13 protein-coding genes are annotated in these 14,942 nt (G+C 37.0%); 7 read left to right on the top strand and 6 right to left on the bottom strand.

Annotated features, from left to right (window positions below; translation table 11 throughout):
• Positions 1–3 precede the first annotated feature (3 nt).
• Positions 4–1,005, bottom strand: coding sequence for an AAA family ATPase (locus PXC01_RS02345; protein WP_276470767.1), 1,002 nt, complete (start codon positions 1,003–1,005; stop codon positions 4–6).
• A gap of 171 nt (positions 1,006–1,176) precedes the next feature.
• Between PXC01_RS02345 and PXC01_RS02350 the strand changes: the two genes are divergently transcribed.
• From PXC01_RS02350 to PXC01_RS02360, 3 genes are read left to right on the top strand one after another with little or no spacing between them, the layout of a single operon-like run.
• Positions 1,177–2,040, top strand: a complete 864-nt coding sequence (locus tag PXC01_RS02350; RefSeq protein ID WP_276470768.1) for an aldo/keto reductase — start codon at positions 1,177–1,179, stop codon at positions 2,038–2,040.
• 12 nt (positions 2,041–2,052) lie between these two features.
• Positions 2,053–2,805, top strand: a complete 753-nt coding sequence (locus PXC01_RS02355; RefSeq protein WP_276470769.1) for an SDR family NAD(P)-dependent oxidoreductase — start codon at positions 2,053–2,055, stop codon at positions 2,803–2,805.
• Between the two features lie 51 nt (positions 2,806–2,856).
• Positions 2,857–3,993 (top strand): ATP-binding protein, encoded by a 1,137-nt coding sequence (locus tag PXC01_RS02360; RefSeq protein WP_276470770.1) that lies wholly within the window; start codon positions 2,857–2,859, stop codon positions 3,991–3,993.
• Here the strand turns inward: PXC01_RS02360 and PXC01_RS02365 are convergent.
• Together PXC01_RS02365 and PXC01_RS02370 are read right to left on the bottom strand one after the other, a co-directional pair.
• Positions 3,980–5,917, bottom strand: coding sequence for an alpha-amylase family protein (locus tag PXC01_RS02365; protein WP_276470771.1), 1,938 nt, complete (start codon positions 5,915–5,917; stop codon positions 3,980–3,982). The genes PXC01_RS02360 and PXC01_RS02365 overlap by 14 nt on opposite strands.
• A complete protein-coding gene (locus PXC01_RS02370) occupies positions 5,918–6,862 on the bottom strand; it encodes a carbohydrate kinase family protein (RefSeq protein WP_276470772.1) in 945 nt (314 codons plus the stop codon).
• 183 nt (positions 6,863–7,045) lie between these two features.
• Between PXC01_RS02370 and PXC01_RS02375 the strand changes: the two genes are divergently transcribed.
• The 4 genes from PXC01_RS02375 (at position 7,046) to PXC01_RS02390 (ending at position 11,098) form a co-directional block, all read left to right on the top strand.
• Positions 7,046–8,182: an SPFH domain-containing protein gene (locus PXC01_RS02375; RefSeq protein ID WP_276470773.1), complete on the top strand. Its 1,137-nt coding sequence runs from the start codon at positions 7,046–7,048 to the stop codon at positions 8,180–8,182.
• Between the two features lie 38 nt (positions 8,183–8,220).
• A complete protein-coding gene (locus PXC01_RS02380; protein ID WP_276470774.1) occupies positions 8,221–9,303 on the top strand; it encodes a TFIIB-type zinc ribbon-containing protein in 1,083 nt (360 codons plus the stop codon).
• Positions 9,300–10,034, top strand: a complete 735-nt coding sequence (locus PXC01_RS02385) for a metallophosphoesterase family protein (RefSeq protein WP_276470775.1) — start codon at positions 9,300–9,302, stop codon at positions 10,032–10,034. Before PXC01_RS02380 ends, PXC01_RS02385 begins: the two co-directional genes overlap by 4 nt.
• 65 nt (positions 10,035–10,099) lie before the next feature.
• Positions 10,100–11,098 (top strand): acyl-ACP desaturase, encoded by a 999-nt coding sequence (locus tag PXC01_RS02390; RefSeq protein ID WP_276470776.1) that lies wholly within the window; start codon positions 10,100–10,102, stop codon positions 11,096–11,098.
• A 54-nt stretch (positions 11,099–11,152) separates the two neighbouring features.
• Here PXC01_RS02390 and PXC01_RS02395 read toward each other — a convergent pair whose 3' ends face one another.
• The 3 genes from PXC01_RS02395 to amaB form a co-directional block, all read right to left on the bottom strand.
• A complete protein-coding gene (locus PXC01_RS02395; RefSeq protein WP_276470777.1) occupies positions 11,153–11,797 on the bottom strand; it encodes a hypothetical protein in 645 nt (214 codons plus the stop codon).
• Positions 11,798–11,829: 32 nt separating this feature from the next.
• Complete coding sequence (locus tag PXC01_RS02400) at positions 11,830–12,738, bottom strand: OmpA family protein (protein WP_276470778.1); 909 nt, start codon at positions 12,736–12,738, stop codon at positions 11,830–11,832.
• 581 nt (positions 12,739–13,319) lie between these two features.
• Positions 13,320–14,873 carry an L-piperidine-6-carboxylate dehydrogenase gene (gene amaB / locus PXC01_RS02405; protein WP_276470779.1) on the bottom strand — a complete coding sequence of 518 codons (1,554 nt, stop codon included), beginning with the start codon at positions 14,871–14,873 and terminating at the stop codon, positions 13,320–13,322.
• Positions 14,874–14,942: the final 69 nt, after the last annotated feature.

The following is a 14,942-nucleotide window of genomic DNA, read 5'->3' on the forward strand; positions in this document are numbered from 1 at the left end:
GTATTAAGGTACTTCTATCTCGTTTACAATTTTATTGATGATATCAACAGAAGTAATGTTTTCTGCTTCTGCCTCGTAAGTAATGCCTATTCTGTGTCTAAGAACATCTAATACCACGGCACGTACATCTTCAGGTACAACGTAACCCCTTCTTTTTATAAAAGCATAACATTTTGCTGCGGTACCTAGGTTGATGCTACCTCTTGGAGATGCACCAAAACTGATTAACGGCTTTAAGCTTTCTAAGTTATATTTCTCTGGATATCTTGTGGCAAATACAATATCAAGAATATATTTTTCAATTTTTTCGTCCATGTACACTTCACGAACCGCTTTTTGTGCGCTAAGTATTTGGTCTATGGATACCACGGCGTTTACAGTTTCATAGCTGCCTTTTAAATTTTGGCGCATGATCAACTGTTCTTCGTTAATTTTAGGATAATCAATAACGGTCTTCAGCATAAAACGATCCACCTGTGCTTCGGGTAACGGGTAAGTTCCTTCTTGTTCTACCGGGTTTTGGGTAGCCATCACCAAAAAGGGTTTGTCAAGAATAAAAGTTTCATCACCAATGGTGACTTGCTTTTCTTGCATGGCCTCCAATAATGCAGATTGAACTTTGGCAGGAGCACGGTTAATTTCATCTGCAAGAACAAAGTTTGCAAAAATAGGACCTTTCTTAATGGAGAAATCGTTCAGTTTCATATTGTAGATCAATGTACCTACCACATCTGCCGGAAGTAAATCTGGAGTAAACTGAATTCTACTAAAACTACCTTTAACAGCTTTTGAAAGAGTGTTTATCGCTAAGGTCTTTGCCAAGCCGGGTACACCCTCAAGCAATATATGCCCTTGGCCTAAAAGTCCGATCAATAACCGTTCTACCATATATTTTTGGCCAACGATCACTTTATTCATTTCAAGCATCAGTAAATCGATAAAAGCGCTTTCTTTTGCTATTTTTTCATTAACGGCACTAATATCAATTGAAGTATTTTCTTCCATTTAAAACTATATATTATTGATTGTTAAGGTTTCTAATTTTAACAGTTACGCAAATTGAAAATTTATTCACTCAGTCGCTGTTAATGATAGGTTAAAAAATTGGAAAACCCCTTATTTTTATGAACGTTTTAAGGGATTTCTTTTTAATTTCATTAATCAAAATACAATATATTGAAATATTCTAGAATAATTGCAGGTACTATGACCTGGGGCAAATGGGGCAAAAAGCATTCTACCAAAGATATGATATCACTTATGAATCATTGCATAGATCATAGAATTACTACTTTCGACCATGCCGATATTTATGGCGACTATACTACTGAAGAGGATTTTGGCAAGGCCTTGAAAGAGAGTTCAATTAAAAGGGAGGATATTCAATTGATCAGCAAATGCGGTATTCAGTTTCATGTAAAAGAACGATTGAACAGGATAAAGCATTATGACTATAGTACAGCATATATTATATCATCTGTTGAACGCTCGTTAAAAAAGCTACAAACGGATCATTTAGACTTGTTGCTGCTGCACAGACCAAGTCCTTTGATGAATCCATCGGAAATTGCAGAAGCTGTAGATAAATTGAAGCAGGATGGTAAGATCAGACAATTTGGAGTGTCAAACTTTACGCCAGCACAAATTCAGTTAATAGAAAAGGAGATACAGGTAGAGGCAAACCAAGTAGAGTTTTCACTTTCTGCAAATGAAGTAATGGGCAACGGTACTTTGGATGACTGCGTTGCATTTGACCGATTGGCCATGAGCTGGAGTCCGCTAGGCAGTTATTTTAGGGAAGAATCTCAGGCAAATACACGGATCAAAAAGGTTTTGGCAGATTTAACCGAAAAATACAATGCCACAGAAGATCAACTGTTGTTGGCTTGGATTTTAAAACACCCATCTAAAATTCATCCTGTAGTGGGTACGGCAACTCCAAAACGATTAAAAATGGCAATGGATGCCGTTTCCATTGATATGGATATACAAGATTGGTTTATTTTATTAGAGGCTAACGAAGGTCATGAAGTGGCATAATTAAAATATAAAATGACAAAAACAGCGTTTATTACAGGAGCTACTAGCGGTATAGGAAAGTCAACGGCTATTCATTTTGCCCTTAACGGAATAAATTTGATTTTGTGCGGAAGACGCCAAAATCGGCTAGATGCCCTAAAAAAAGAACTTGGTAAAGAGGTTCTGATACATACCTTGAATTTTGATATTCGTAATAGGGAGTCTGTTCAAGAAGCGGTGAATTCCCTGCCAAAAGAGTTTTCACAGATAGATATTCTAATAAATAACGCCGGAAATGCCCATGGAATGGATGTCATACAGGAGGGAAACATTGATGATTGGGACGCCATGTTGGACATTAACGTTAAAGGCTTGTTATATGTTTCAAAAGCGATAATTCCGCAAATGGTGGCACGTGGATCGGGCCATATTATCAACATAGGATCTACGGCTGGCAAAGAGGTATATCCAAAAGGAAATGTGTATTGTGCAAGCAAACATGCTGTGGATGCCATTAACCAAGGAATGAGAATAGACCTTAATGGTACGGGTGTACGGGTTGGTGCCGTAAATCCGGGATTGGTGGAAACTGAGTTCAGTAATGTACGTTTTAAGGGAGATGAAGATAGGGCAGATAAGGTTTATACGGGTTTTCAACCTTTAAAACCAGAAGATATTGCTGATATTATTCATTTTGTAGTCACAAGACCGTATCATGTTAATATTGCCGATTTGGTAGTAATGCCAACGGCGCAGGCATCTTCAACTATTGTAGATAAAAATTAATGCTATGAAAAGAATTTAGAATACCGTCTTTGAAAGCTAAAATTTAAAATAATGATCAATAAACGCCTTTTGGTAAAAAACTTGCTTGCGCATAATGACGAGAATAGTTTTTACGACAAAAAGCGATTTATTTCTATAGGCGAAAAAGAAGGTAAAGGTAAATTTTTGAAGCATGTTTGTGCATTGGCAAATAGCAATCCCGCTAATAATTCTTTCATAGTAATTGGCGTTGAAGATGAGGACAATAAAATAGTAGGCGTAGACTTTTTTGATGACAGTAAGATTCAGAATTTGGTAAATGCCTATCTAGAAAACCCACCGCTAATATCTTACGAGAACATACCCTTTCCGCATTTACCGGAAGGTAAGGTAGTAGGTTTGGTCACCATAAAATCTATTGGAAAAATTTGCTCTTTGAGAAAGAACATTTGGAAATATTATGGCGGTTCCGTGTTCTTTAGGGAAGGCAGTATTAGTTTGCCAAAAGTGTTCGATATTGAATTAAAAGATACCAATTCAGAAGCTGTTGCTACTATTGAACAACATGCTAAAAACAATATTCAGCTGACTTTGGACGGTGTTATCGACTTTATAAACCACAGGCATAAAGATTTAGAGAGCGATTATAAAGTATTTAAAGAACAGTTTGTAGTATGTTGGGCAGGTAATAAAAAAGTGGTCAATGGAGAAACCTATTTTTATAGGGTAGATATTGAATTGATCAATGAGCAGGTAAAATTGTTCTATTCCAATCTAGATGAGGTAACTATAACCTATGACAATGATTCATTTACTACCATTGAATATGTACAGCTTGGTCTGGCAGCAAAGCAGCGATATTATCCTTTAGAAAAAGTGGTAATATATTTTAGTGAAAACGGCACCTATCAGATTACCAGCGATCTACTTTTTAAACCTCCCGTGCATGATAAAGAAGAGCTAGAAAGAATATATGAAGGCAATAATGCTTTAGTGGCAAAGGCAAAAAAGACAACTGAATTGAGCATACTAGAGGTAAAGCAATTAAAATATTTGGCAGATTCTTATTTAATATGTTTTCTAAATGGTTTTGAAGAAGCAAAAGAACGAATGGAAAAAGCGAGGCAAGTATTGAAGCCTAATTATCCGGATATAAATGCTTCTTTGAAAGAAGCGCTTCGCGTAATTAGGAAGGTTAAATATTCTTGATCCAAAGTTGCTCGTAAGGCTTTAGCGGAAGCTCGTTTTGTATTAGGTGAATTGGTTCTCCTGTAAGGAGATCAACAGAATTTTTATCTGTATGAATACCTATAGAAAGTAACCAACCTATATTTAAAGTTTCTGTGACTTCGTTAAAATTGGACAATACCCAAACACTTTTATTGGCATCTATTCTTTGATAAACAAATATATGCTCGTTGGGGCAGCTAAAAACCTTTATATTATTTGTATCGGCAAATACACTGTGATCCTTTCGTAAGCGGATCATTTTTTTTAGTCCGTTATATATAATGCTAGATGGCTTGTCTTTTTGTTTGTTCAGTGAAGTTACGGTCTTCCAATTTTGCATTGGTCTGTTTACCCAACGGTTATCGTTTACTTGATCTTCATTTTGCTGGTAAGAATAGTCGTTTAAGGTTGCAATTTCGTCGCCGGCATATATCATCGGAATTCCTCCGTAAGTAAGAATAATGCCATGCAGCATTAAAATTTTAGAAATAGCGTAATCAATGATATTCTTGTTATTTTGTTCTAAGGCTGTTTCTAACCCGAGTAAAGAAGCGGCACTACCCGTAATTCTGCCATCGCCGTTTTTAGGGTTGTACATGAACATTAGGCCCTTGGCGGGAGACCACTCAAGTTTGCCACAATAATAGTTTAAGATAAACTGCTTGTGTGCGTAAGGGTCGTAGCCCGTAGCCCGTACAATATCATCTTCATAACCAAGACCGATATCATCATGGCAACGAATATAATTGATCCAAGTGGCATCACTAGGTTTTGTGGGAATTTCGGTAACACTTTTAACCATCAACGATGCTTTCTTAGTAGCAATGGAATTCCATAATAGGGCCATTAAGGAAGCATTATATGCAACCTCACATTCATTACCTTCTGCCGCGCCTTCTCCAAAATATTTGATGATATTTCTTGGTGCCACAATAGCTTCGGCCAAAAGAATAACCCCGGGTGCTATAACCTGTAGGCACATTCTAAAAAGTGAAATCAATGTGTGCGCTTCGGGTAGATTTTGAGAAGATGTACCTATTTTTTTCCATAAAAAGGCTAGAGCATCAAAACGGATAACATCTACGCCCAAATTGGCCAACGACATTAAATTGCCAAGCATTTCAATGAAAACTTCCGGGTTCCTATAATTTAAATCCCACTGATAGGTGTTAAAACAGGTCATCACCCATTTTTCCATATCATTATTATAGGTAAAGTTACCTGGTGCCGATTGCGGAAATATTTCAGGAAGCGTTTTTTCAAACTCATCTGGTATATGCCGATCAGAATAGGTGTAATAGTAATTTTGATAGTGCTGTCTGCCTTCTTTTGCTTTCTTGGCCCATATAAACTCATCTGAGGTATGGTTGACAACAAAATCTAACATTAAGAACATATTTTTTTCACGTGCCTTTTTGCTAAAGGCCAAAAAATCCTCTTTTGTACCGTATTCAGGGTCAATATCATGATAACTGTTCACTGCATAGCCGCCATCATTTTCGCCTTTTGGTCTTGTGGTTATAGGCATTAAATGTAAAAAGTTAATACCTAGATCCTCTAAATAAGGTATCTTCTCTTGTAGTCCCTTTATGTTTTTATTGAACCTATCTACATACAGTTGCATACCGGTCATTTGTTCGCTTTGGTACCAATTACCGGAATTTAAGCGTGCAATATCTTGTTTTTGTAGGTCTTTTGGACGGTCATTATATAGCGTTTCCAATTTATCTAATAGGGTGTAGAAAAAGGCTTTGTGCTCTTTCTCTTGATATAATGAAAAAAACTGTATTTTAATGAGTGAAAGATTGACGGCCAATCTTTGTTCATAAGATGATAAAAGTATGTTGCCTTTTCTTTCTTGACTTTTTACTGTCAACAACCGGTGTAATTCAGCCTGGTTCATTTAAGAGTCTAATTGTTGCGCTGTAGGTAATGATTGTATAGCTCCAAAATTTTCTGTTGTAATGGCACCGGCTTTATTAGCTCTTGAAACCATGTTAGAGATAAGATTTTCGTTGACCAGAACATCTTCTATTTTAGAATGTTCTGCAAGTTGTTGTAAAAAACAACCTATAAACGCATCGCCGGCACCGGTGGTATCTTTAGGCGTAACTTTTATGCTAGGTATAGTTTTGTAGATATCTTTTGTACTTAGCAGTGTACCCTCGCTACCTAAGGTAACCACTATAATTTGTGTGCCCATTTCATGAAAAAATTTACAGGCATCTTCAAGTTCACTTTTTCCTGAAAGCAGTTGTGCTTCTTCTAGGCTAAATTTACATAAATGAGATTTCTCAATGAAAGAATGACATTTACGAATAAAAACATCTTCTTTGTTCTTCCAGAGATCTACTCTATAATTTGGATCAAAACTAATGAATGCATTTTTGGTCAGCCCATCAAACAAATACCTGTTGTAGGTCTCCTCTAAAGAACCGCCTAAAAGAGCCGTTGCAGCGCCAAAGTGCAAAATGTTATTTTCAAAATTAGATTTTAAGGATGAGTCATAGGTTAGTTCCTTATCCGCACCACGGCTAAAAACAAAATCACGTTCCCCATCGTCATCAATAGAGACAAATGCTAAAGTTGTAAACGTATCGCATTTTTGAGCTAAAGAAATGTCTACTCTTTCATTTTCAAGTATACTTAGTAGAAAAGTACCAAAAGGATCGTCGCCAACAGCTCCGATAAAAAAGCTGTCGCCGCCAAGTTTGCTAATTGCGCAGGCTACATTGGCCGGTGCACCACCTGCTTTTTTAGAAAATTCTTTTGCCTTGGATAAATCTTTGCCCTGGTTTTCGGCCACAAAATCAATCAGCAATTCCCCTATACAGAATACTTTTTTCATACGTTTAAAAAAAATTAGGAAGTCTAAGTTAATTAGAAAAAACACCTATTTCCTAAAAAATCTTAAGTAAATATTAAATTACGGTTGAAGTCATATTATTTTTATGAATTAATGACCTGGGTATTTTGGGTCTGTTATTGAATTGCATATCTTGAATAACACATTTTAAAACACATATTGACCATGAGCATTTTTGATGAAATTAAGAAAAAACTGAGCCACGAGTTTATTGACATTGTTGAATGGCTAGATACCACAAACGATACTATTGTACATAGATTTGAGCGTTATCAAAATGAAATTAAGAACAATGCACAATTGATCGTTAGAGAAGGGCAAACGGCGGTCTTTATCAATGAAGGTCAGTTGGCGGATGTTTTTAAACCAGGTACATATACTTTAAATACGCAAAACTTGCCAATCTTAACAACGTTAAAAGGTTGGAAATACGGATTTGATAGTCCGTTCAAGGCAGAGATATATTTTGTGAACACCCGTTTGTTCACAGATGAAAAATGGGGCACTAAAAATCCGTTCATGTTAAGTGATGACCGATTTGGTTTGGTAGAAATTCGCGCTTTTGGAACGTATAGTTTTAGAGTCAATGACCCGGGAAAGTTCGTTGTAGATGTAGTGGGTACAGATGGTAATTTTACAAGCTATGAAGTAAATGAACATTTAAAAAGCTTAATAGTAACACGTTTTACAGATACAATAGGTGAAGCCAATTTGCCCATTGAGTTATATGCTGCAAATACAAGCGAGCTATCTGAAACCTGCCAAGAAGTAATGCAGCCAGAGTTTAATAGGGTAGGTATAGAACTAGAGAAATTCTACATTGAAAATGTATCAATGCCAGAAGAGCTTAAAAAGGAAATATTTGAATACAGCCGATTGGATAAATTGGACATGGGCAAACTTGCACAGTTTAAAGCGGCCAAAGCAATGGAGTTAGCTGCCAAGAATGAAGGTGGCACCGCCGGTGCCGGTATGGGCATGGGCATGGGCTTTGTATTGGCACAACAAATGGGCGGTTTAATGGGGCAGCCTGCGGCACAACCCATTGGCGGTCAAACCACACAACAGCCTCAAGCGCCACCGCCGATACCTGCACAAATAACTTATTTTTATGCCGTAAACGGTCAGCAATTGGGCCCTGTTACTTTTGATAAGCTTAAAGAATTGTTCGCCAGTAGAACCGTTAACAGAGATTCGTTGATCTGGAAACAAGGTATGGCAAGCTGGGCTGCCTTAAAAGAGGTAGAAGAGCTAAAATCTTTCTTGGGAGGTAATACACCACCGCCATTGCCAACAGCATAATTTTAAGCAAAACCTTTCTAAGATAAGGGATACTTTCTATGGACGATATTCAAAAATCAGAATATAAAAAGGCATGTGCCAATTGTGGTGCCGAGCTAAAATTTAAGCCCGGATCCAATCAATTGACATGTGAGTACTGTGGTTATGAAGAGTTTATTGAGCAATCTAAGACTAGTTTTGAAGAACTAGAACTAGAGCATTACTTGAAAATTGTTGGTGAAAATGCGTATACTGAAACAATAGACCTGTTGCATTGTAAAAATTGCGGAGCCAATCAGCATGTAGAGGAGAACTATAAATCGCTTAACTGTGTATATTGTAGCGAGCCTTTAATACGAGAAGATATTGAAAAAGAAGGTTGGATATTGCCTGGGGCGCTAGTTCCGTTTCAATTTGATACTAATAAGGCACAATCAATATTTAAAGCTTGGGTAGATAAAATTTGGTTTGCACCTGATAATCTTAAAAAAGCGGCTTTAGATCCAGAAGGGTTGCATGGGTTGTATATACCTTATTGGACGTTCGATGCCAACCTCTTTGCCTCTTACCAAGGTCAACGAGGCGATTATTATTACGAGACACAAAGCTATAACAGCAACAAGGCAAGAAAAACCAGACGTGTTAGAAAGACAAGGTGGACTTATGCATCGGGCAGGGTAGATGGTTTTGTAGATGATATTTTAATAAGCGCATCAGAAAAGAAACGAAAAGAGATTCCGGCGAAAGTCGCCTTTTGGAATTTGAAAGATTTAGTGGCTTTTAATTCAAAATATCTATCTGGTTTTGTTACGGAAAAATATACGGTTTCATTAAAGGAAGGGCATCACAAGTCGTTTCAAGAAGCCAAGAATATAGCTTACAATTGGATCAGGCGTGATATTGGTGGTGATACCCAAAGGGTAGCTAATGCAGATATAAAACTGTCAAATGAAAAATTCAAGCATATTTTACTTCCTATCTATATAAGTTCATATAGGTATGATGGTAAAGAGTTTAGTTTTTATATAAATGGGCAAACAGGCGTATTAAGCGGTAACAGGCCTTATTCATTCTGGAAAATCTTTTTTTTAGTGATATTTATTCTTGCTATGATAACCATAATTGCGATTTTTGCTAAATGAGTACAAATAGAACACTGGTAGTAGGTGATATTCATTCAGGGTTACAAGCTTTAAAACAAGTACTTGAAAAAGCCGCTATAACCAAAGATGATACTATAATTTTTTTGGGTGATTATATAGATGGATGGAGCGAAGCTGTGGAAACAGTAAACTACCTCATAAAATTAAAAGAAAGCTACAACTGTATATATTTAAGAGGCAACCATGATGAACTATGTTATGAATGGTTGACGGGTAAGGCAGACAACCCAACATGGTTTATGCATGGAGGTGAAGCAACTTCAAATTCATACGGTAAAGCTTCTAAAGAGACTAAAGAAATGCATCTTAAGTTTTATGAAAGCTTAGAGAATTATTATTTAGATTCGGAGAACAGATTGTTCTTGCATGCAGGGTTTACCAACTTAAAGGGTATTGAGCATGAATATTTTAAAAAGACGTTCTATTGGGATCGTACGTTGTGGGAATTGGCGCTTTCATTGAATACAGATTTAGATGAAGGGCATATTCATTATCCAAAGCGATTAAAAAATTATTCTGAAATTTATATTGGCCATACTCCTGTTACGCGTATAGGGAAAACAACACCGCAAAAAGCCGCCAATGTGTGGAACATAGATACAGGTGCGGCCTTTAAAGGACCGTTAACTGTATTTAATGCCAGTTCCAAAGAATATTGGCAAAGTGATCCAGTTTATACCTTTTATCCTAATGAAACGGGCAGAAACTAAGAAAACCGTTAACTTTACTGAAAAACAGATTGCTTTATTGACAATCTTTAATAGAAATTAAAAATATGTCTACTAAAAATATAAGATTAGAAGTGATGCAGGCCTTAGAGCCTAAAGTAGAAAGTTTTATGGAGTCTTTCCTTATAAAACCAGAGGATATATGGCAACCTACAGATTTTCTACCAGATTCTGAGAAAGACACTTTTTTAGAAGAGGTAAAAGATATACGTGAAGAGTCTAAGGAATTAGGTTATGATTTCTGGGTGACCATGGTAGCAGATACCATTACCGAAGAAGCGTTACCAACTTATGAATCTTGGTTAATGGACGTTGTTGGTATAGACCAGCATGGTGATCATAAAACAAATGGTTGGGCTAAGTGGGTGCGTGCTTGGACAGCTGAGGAGAATAGACATGGAGATGTTTTGAACAAATACCTTTACTTATCTGGAAGGGTAAATATGAGGGAAATTGAAATTACGACCCAACATTTAATCTCTGATGGTTTTGACATAGGTACAGATCGTGATCCATATAAAAACTTTGTGTATACTTCTTTTCAAGAATTAGCTACCAATATATCGCACAAGCGTGTGGGGCAAATGGCGAAGAAAAAAGGAAATGCCTTATTAGGTAAAATGTGTACTATAATTGCCGGTGATGAAATGAGACACCATTTGGCGTACAGAGAATTCGTGAAGACTATTTTAGGTGAAGATCCATCAGGTATGATGATAGCATTTGCAGATATGATGAAGAAGAAGATTGTAATGCCGGCACATTTTTTACGTGAGTCTGGTGGTACAATTGGTTCTGCTTTTGAGAACTTCTCTAACTGTGCACAGCGTTTAGGTGTATATACGGCACAAGATTATGTTGATATACTAAGTAAGCTGAATGCATATTGGGAGATAGATTCTGTTCGTTCGTTGAACGAGGAAGCTGAAAAGGCTCGTGACTACTTGATCAAATTACCATCTAGATTGGAGCGGATTGCAGAAAGAATGAAATTTCCACAAGACCAATATCATTTTAAATGGGTAGAGGCGAACGGAGCATTATAAATAAAAAAATCCCGATCAGTAATGATCGGGATTTTTTTTGCTTTGAACCGTAAATTATAGTTTACCGTGTTTATGTTCTTGTTGCCATTTAACAAGTTCTGCCCACTTGCCTTCGTAGCACATTTTCGCCTGCATAGGCCATGACGCAGGGTCGTGAATCTTGTAACGTGTTCCACCCGTGTCCAATATTTTTTGACAAGTTTCCAAGCTGGCCTCAGAAAGTTCTTTCCAAGTTTTAATACCGTGGTCTTTGAACATTCCTTCAATTTTTGGGCCAATACCTTCAACAAGTTTAAGATCGTCTTGCTTAATTGTTTTTCCAAATGCAGCCTTGGCAGCAGAACCATCAAAAGTTAGAGCGCTACTTGTAGCGGCGCCGGCAGCAAAAGAGGCGGCAGAAGCACCTAAATTAGTGCTTGGCGCGGAAGGAGCCGGTGGTACAACCTTGCTTGCAGCTATTACTTTTTGGTTACAAGCTTCTAGATCAGCTTTCAATTTACTATTGCTCGCTTTTAGATTGTTTAATTCTGAAAGTTCGTTTTTCAGTTTTGTATTACTGGCGGTAAGACTGTTGATTTCAGCAGAGTTGTCTATTACCTTAGAAGAACGGCTACCAAGTAGATAACCTAAAATACCGCAGATAAGACCTACTAACAATGGAATTATCCAGCACCAAATGTTCATATTTTCAAAATTCATGATTTTACTTATTTATAGGATTAGTGTATGTTTTATTTTAATGTAATAACTGTTCGTCTATTTTTTACTCTGCCTTCTTCAGTGGCGTTAGTGGCAATTGGTTGCGTTTGTCCTTTAGACGTAGCAATTATTTTGTCTGCAGCTATTCCGTTTTGCATTAAGTAATTTTTGGCAAATTCTGCTCTATCTTGACCTAGCCTCATGTTTGTGCTTGCTTGCCCAGTTGCATCTGTATGACCAACAACGCTTGCGGTAGCATCAGAAACTTTATCTAAATATCTAGAAATATCGGCAACTTTTTGTCTCTGAACGGCATCTAAGTGAATTGATGCTTCTGCAGTATTGAAGTAAAGAATTAACGGATCAGCATTTATTTTATCATATAATGCCTTTAAGTCATCTTCTGCGGTAGCGGATTTTTCCACTAGGCCAAAAGATGCTGCACCCCAATAGGTTCCTTCTTTTGGTATCATTTCGTCCATAAGTTTTCCTTGCGTATTAATTTGAGCGGTAGGAATACCTTTAGATGCTAAATCGTTTTTAATGGAATTAGCTCTTGCAAGACCCAAATTAGGGAAAGCGGTATTGTTCTCTTCTTGGCTGGTATAATATCCCGTAACGTTGATAACATTGTTTTCGTTAGAGGACAAATGACTTTGTAAACCTGTAATCCCTTTGGTAAGATCTGCACTTAGTGGAGTTAAAAAGTTATGTGATGATACATTAAAATTATAATTGTCATTCGTGTTATAGGCAAATTCGTTACCGTCGATAGCGAAGGGGTAAGATGTAGCCGAGGGCTCTTTAATGATTTCCTTTTCTGTAGTAGGCGCTGTGCTTGTAACTCCCGCGCCGCATTCGCTGCAACAGGTGATAAAGAAGTAGGTGCCGACTACAATGGTGATCAACATCAAAAATAAATACTTGATTGTTCTTGTCATTGTACGAAATGTTTAGTGTTTAGCGCACAATTTATTAAAAAAAACTTAAAAATGTTAAAAGATTGGCTGCTAATTACCTTACAATCAATCATTATGTAAAATCCGGATATGTAAAATACTGAACGAACTATACAATCTTTGAGTTAGTTGGTAAAAAAAGTGTATACATCGACAACTATTAATTGCATTTTTGCGTATGTATAGAAACGATATGCATCTCCCCACAAAGATTGGGCATTGATGATATATTTCAAGTTTTGAGTTAGTTGGTTAAAAAATCCTGTTTACGTTGGTCGACAGGATTTTTTTTGCTTTAAAGTGTAGGAATTTATAATCCAACTATACAATATTTGTGTAAACCTGTACAGAAATTGTTGAATTAAGTACAACTTTTTACTAGTTTAATACAGAGGAAATTACACTATAAAATGAAGAAAAAAATAAAAGGTATTATTAATTTTCTTTGCATGTTCATTATTCTGGGAATACAGGCTTTGCTTCATGGCAGTTGGTCAAATGAAACTACCAATTCATAAACGACCTGGTATTGAACATAACATGCAAAGAAAATTATGAGCTTATTATAGATCAAACTTTATTCCTTGTGCTAAAGGAAGTTCGGTAGTATAATTAATAGTATTTGTCTGTCTTCTCATATACACTTTCCAAGCGTCAGATCCACTCTCACGGCCACCGCCAGTTTCTTTTTCACCGCCAAAGGCTCCACCTATTTCAGCTCCTGATGTACCAATGTTTACATTTGCTATACCGCAATCACTGCCCCAGGCGGAAAGAAAACGTTCTGCCTCTCTTAAATTATTGGTCATAATTGCAGATGAAAGACCTTGAACAACACCATTTTGAATAGCAATGGCATTTTCTACATCACCTGAATATTTTAATAAGTAAAGTACCGGTGCAAACGTTTCGTGCTGTACAATTTCAAAATTGTTTTCGGCTTCGGCAATGGCAGGTTTTACATAGCAACCGCTTTCATAACCTTCACCTTCCAACACACCGCCTTCAACGATAAGTTTACCACCTTCGTCTACTACTTTTTCCAATGCTTTGTTATATTGTGCGACAGCATCTGTATCGATCAATGGACCAACATGATTGTTTTCATCCAATGGGTTACCTATTCTTAGTTGCTGGTAAGCGGCAACAACGGCATCTTTAACCTTATCGTACATAGACTCATGGATGATCAATCTTCTAGTAGAAGTACAACGTTGACCGGCTGTGCCCACGGCACCGAATACAGCACCTATAACCGTCATTTTCAAATCGGCATCCGGTGTAACTATAATGGCATTGTTGCCGCCAAGCTCCAGTAAAGATTTTCCAAGACGGGCAGCAACTGCCTGAGCTACTATTTTACCCATTCTTATAGATCCCGTTGCAGATACCAACGGTATTCTTTTATCTTGTGTCATTAACTCACCGATCTTGTAATCCCCATTAATTAAACAAGAAATACCTTCCGGTAAATTGTTTGCCTTAAATACTTCAGCAGCAATATTTTGACAAGCTACTCCGCATAAAGGTGTTTTTTCCGATGGTTTCCAAACACAAACATCACCACAGATCCATGCAAGTGCCGTGTTCCATGCCCAAACGGCAACAGGAAAATTAAATGCAGATATAATTCCTACAACACCTAACGGATGATATTGCTCGTACATTCTATGGCCAGGTCTTTCTGAATGCATAGTAAGACCATGTAACTGACGGGAGAGACCAACTGCAAAATCACAGATATCTATCATTTCTTGAACTTCTCCCAGGCCCTCTTGGTAGCTTTTCCCCATTTCATAAGAAACAAGTTTGCCAAGGGGTTCTTTTAGTTCTCTAAGTTTTTCTCCAAATTGTCTAACAATTTCTCCACGTTGCGGAGCAGGCTTTGTTCTCCAATCCTTAAAAGCTACGGTTGCTGTAGACATCACTTTTTCATAGTCGGCTTCTGTAGTTGATTTTACTTTAGCTATTAATGAACCGTCTACCGGTGAGTATGATGATATTATTTCGCCAGATGAAAATTGATGTGTCCCCGTTGAGGTACCTTCGTTTATATCTTTAATTCCTAATGCTTTTAGGGCATCATGTATTCCGAAATCTGCTGCTATTTTTGACATTTTATAACTTTTTGCGTATTTATTGTTAGATATGTTACAAAAATACAAAGAATTTTATCCTTGTAAAGA

It is taken from the genome of Maribacter huludaoensis (genome assembly GCF_029350945.1).
In the GTDB taxonomy this organism is placed as follows: Bacteria; Bacteroidota; Bacteroidia; order Flavobacteriales; family Flavobacteriaceae; genus Maribacter; species Maribacter huludaoensis.

Excerpts from the sequence above, each read along its gene's own strand:
- PXC01_RS02345 (WP_276470767.1), bottom strand. The coding sequence starts at position 1,005 with ATGGAAGAAAATACTTCAATTGATATTAGTGCCGTTAATGAAAAAATA.
- PXC01_RS02355 (WP_276470769.1), top strand. The coding sequence starts at position 2,053 with ATGACAAAAACAGCGTTTATTACAGGAGCTACTAGCGGTATAGGAAAG.
- PXC01_RS02360 (WP_276470770.1), top strand. The coding sequence starts at position 2,857 with ATGATCAATAAACGCCTTTTGGTAAAAAACTTGCTTGCGCATAATGAC.
- PXC01_RS02365 (WP_276470771.1), bottom strand. The coding sequence starts at position 5,917 with ATGAACCAGGCTGAATTACACCGGTTGTTGACAGTAAAAAGTCAAGAA.
- PXC01_RS02370 (WP_276470772.1), bottom strand. The coding sequence starts at position 6,862 with ATGAAAAAAGTATTCTGTATAGGGGAATTGCTGATTGATTTTGTGGCC.
- PXC01_RS02375 (WP_276470773.1), top strand. The coding sequence starts at position 7,046 with ATGAGCATTTTTGATGAAATTAAGAAAAAACTGAGCCACGAGTTTATT.
- PXC01_RS02380 (WP_276470774.1), top strand. The coding sequence starts at position 8,221 with ATGGACGATATTCAAAAATCAGAATATAAAAAGGCATGTGCCAATTGT.
- PXC01_RS02385 (WP_276470775.1), top strand. The coding sequence starts at position 9,300 with ATGAGTACAAATAGAACACTGGTAGTAGGTGATATTCATTCAGGGTTA.
- PXC01_RS02390 (WP_276470776.1), top strand. The coding sequence starts at position 10,100 with ATGTCTACTAAAAATATAAGATTAGAAGTGATGCAGGCCTTAGAGCCT.
- PXC01_RS02395 (WP_276470777.1), bottom strand. The coding sequence starts at position 11,797 with ATGAATTTTGAAAATATGAACATTTGGTGCTGGATAATTCCATTGTTA.
- PXC01_RS02400 (WP_276470778.1), bottom strand. The coding sequence starts at position 12,738 with ATGACAAGAACAATCAAGTATTTATTTTTGATGTTGATCACCATTGTA.
- amaB (WP_276470779.1), bottom strand. The coding sequence starts at position 14,873 with ATGTCAAAAATAGCAGCAGATTTCGGAATACATGATGCCCTAAAAGCA.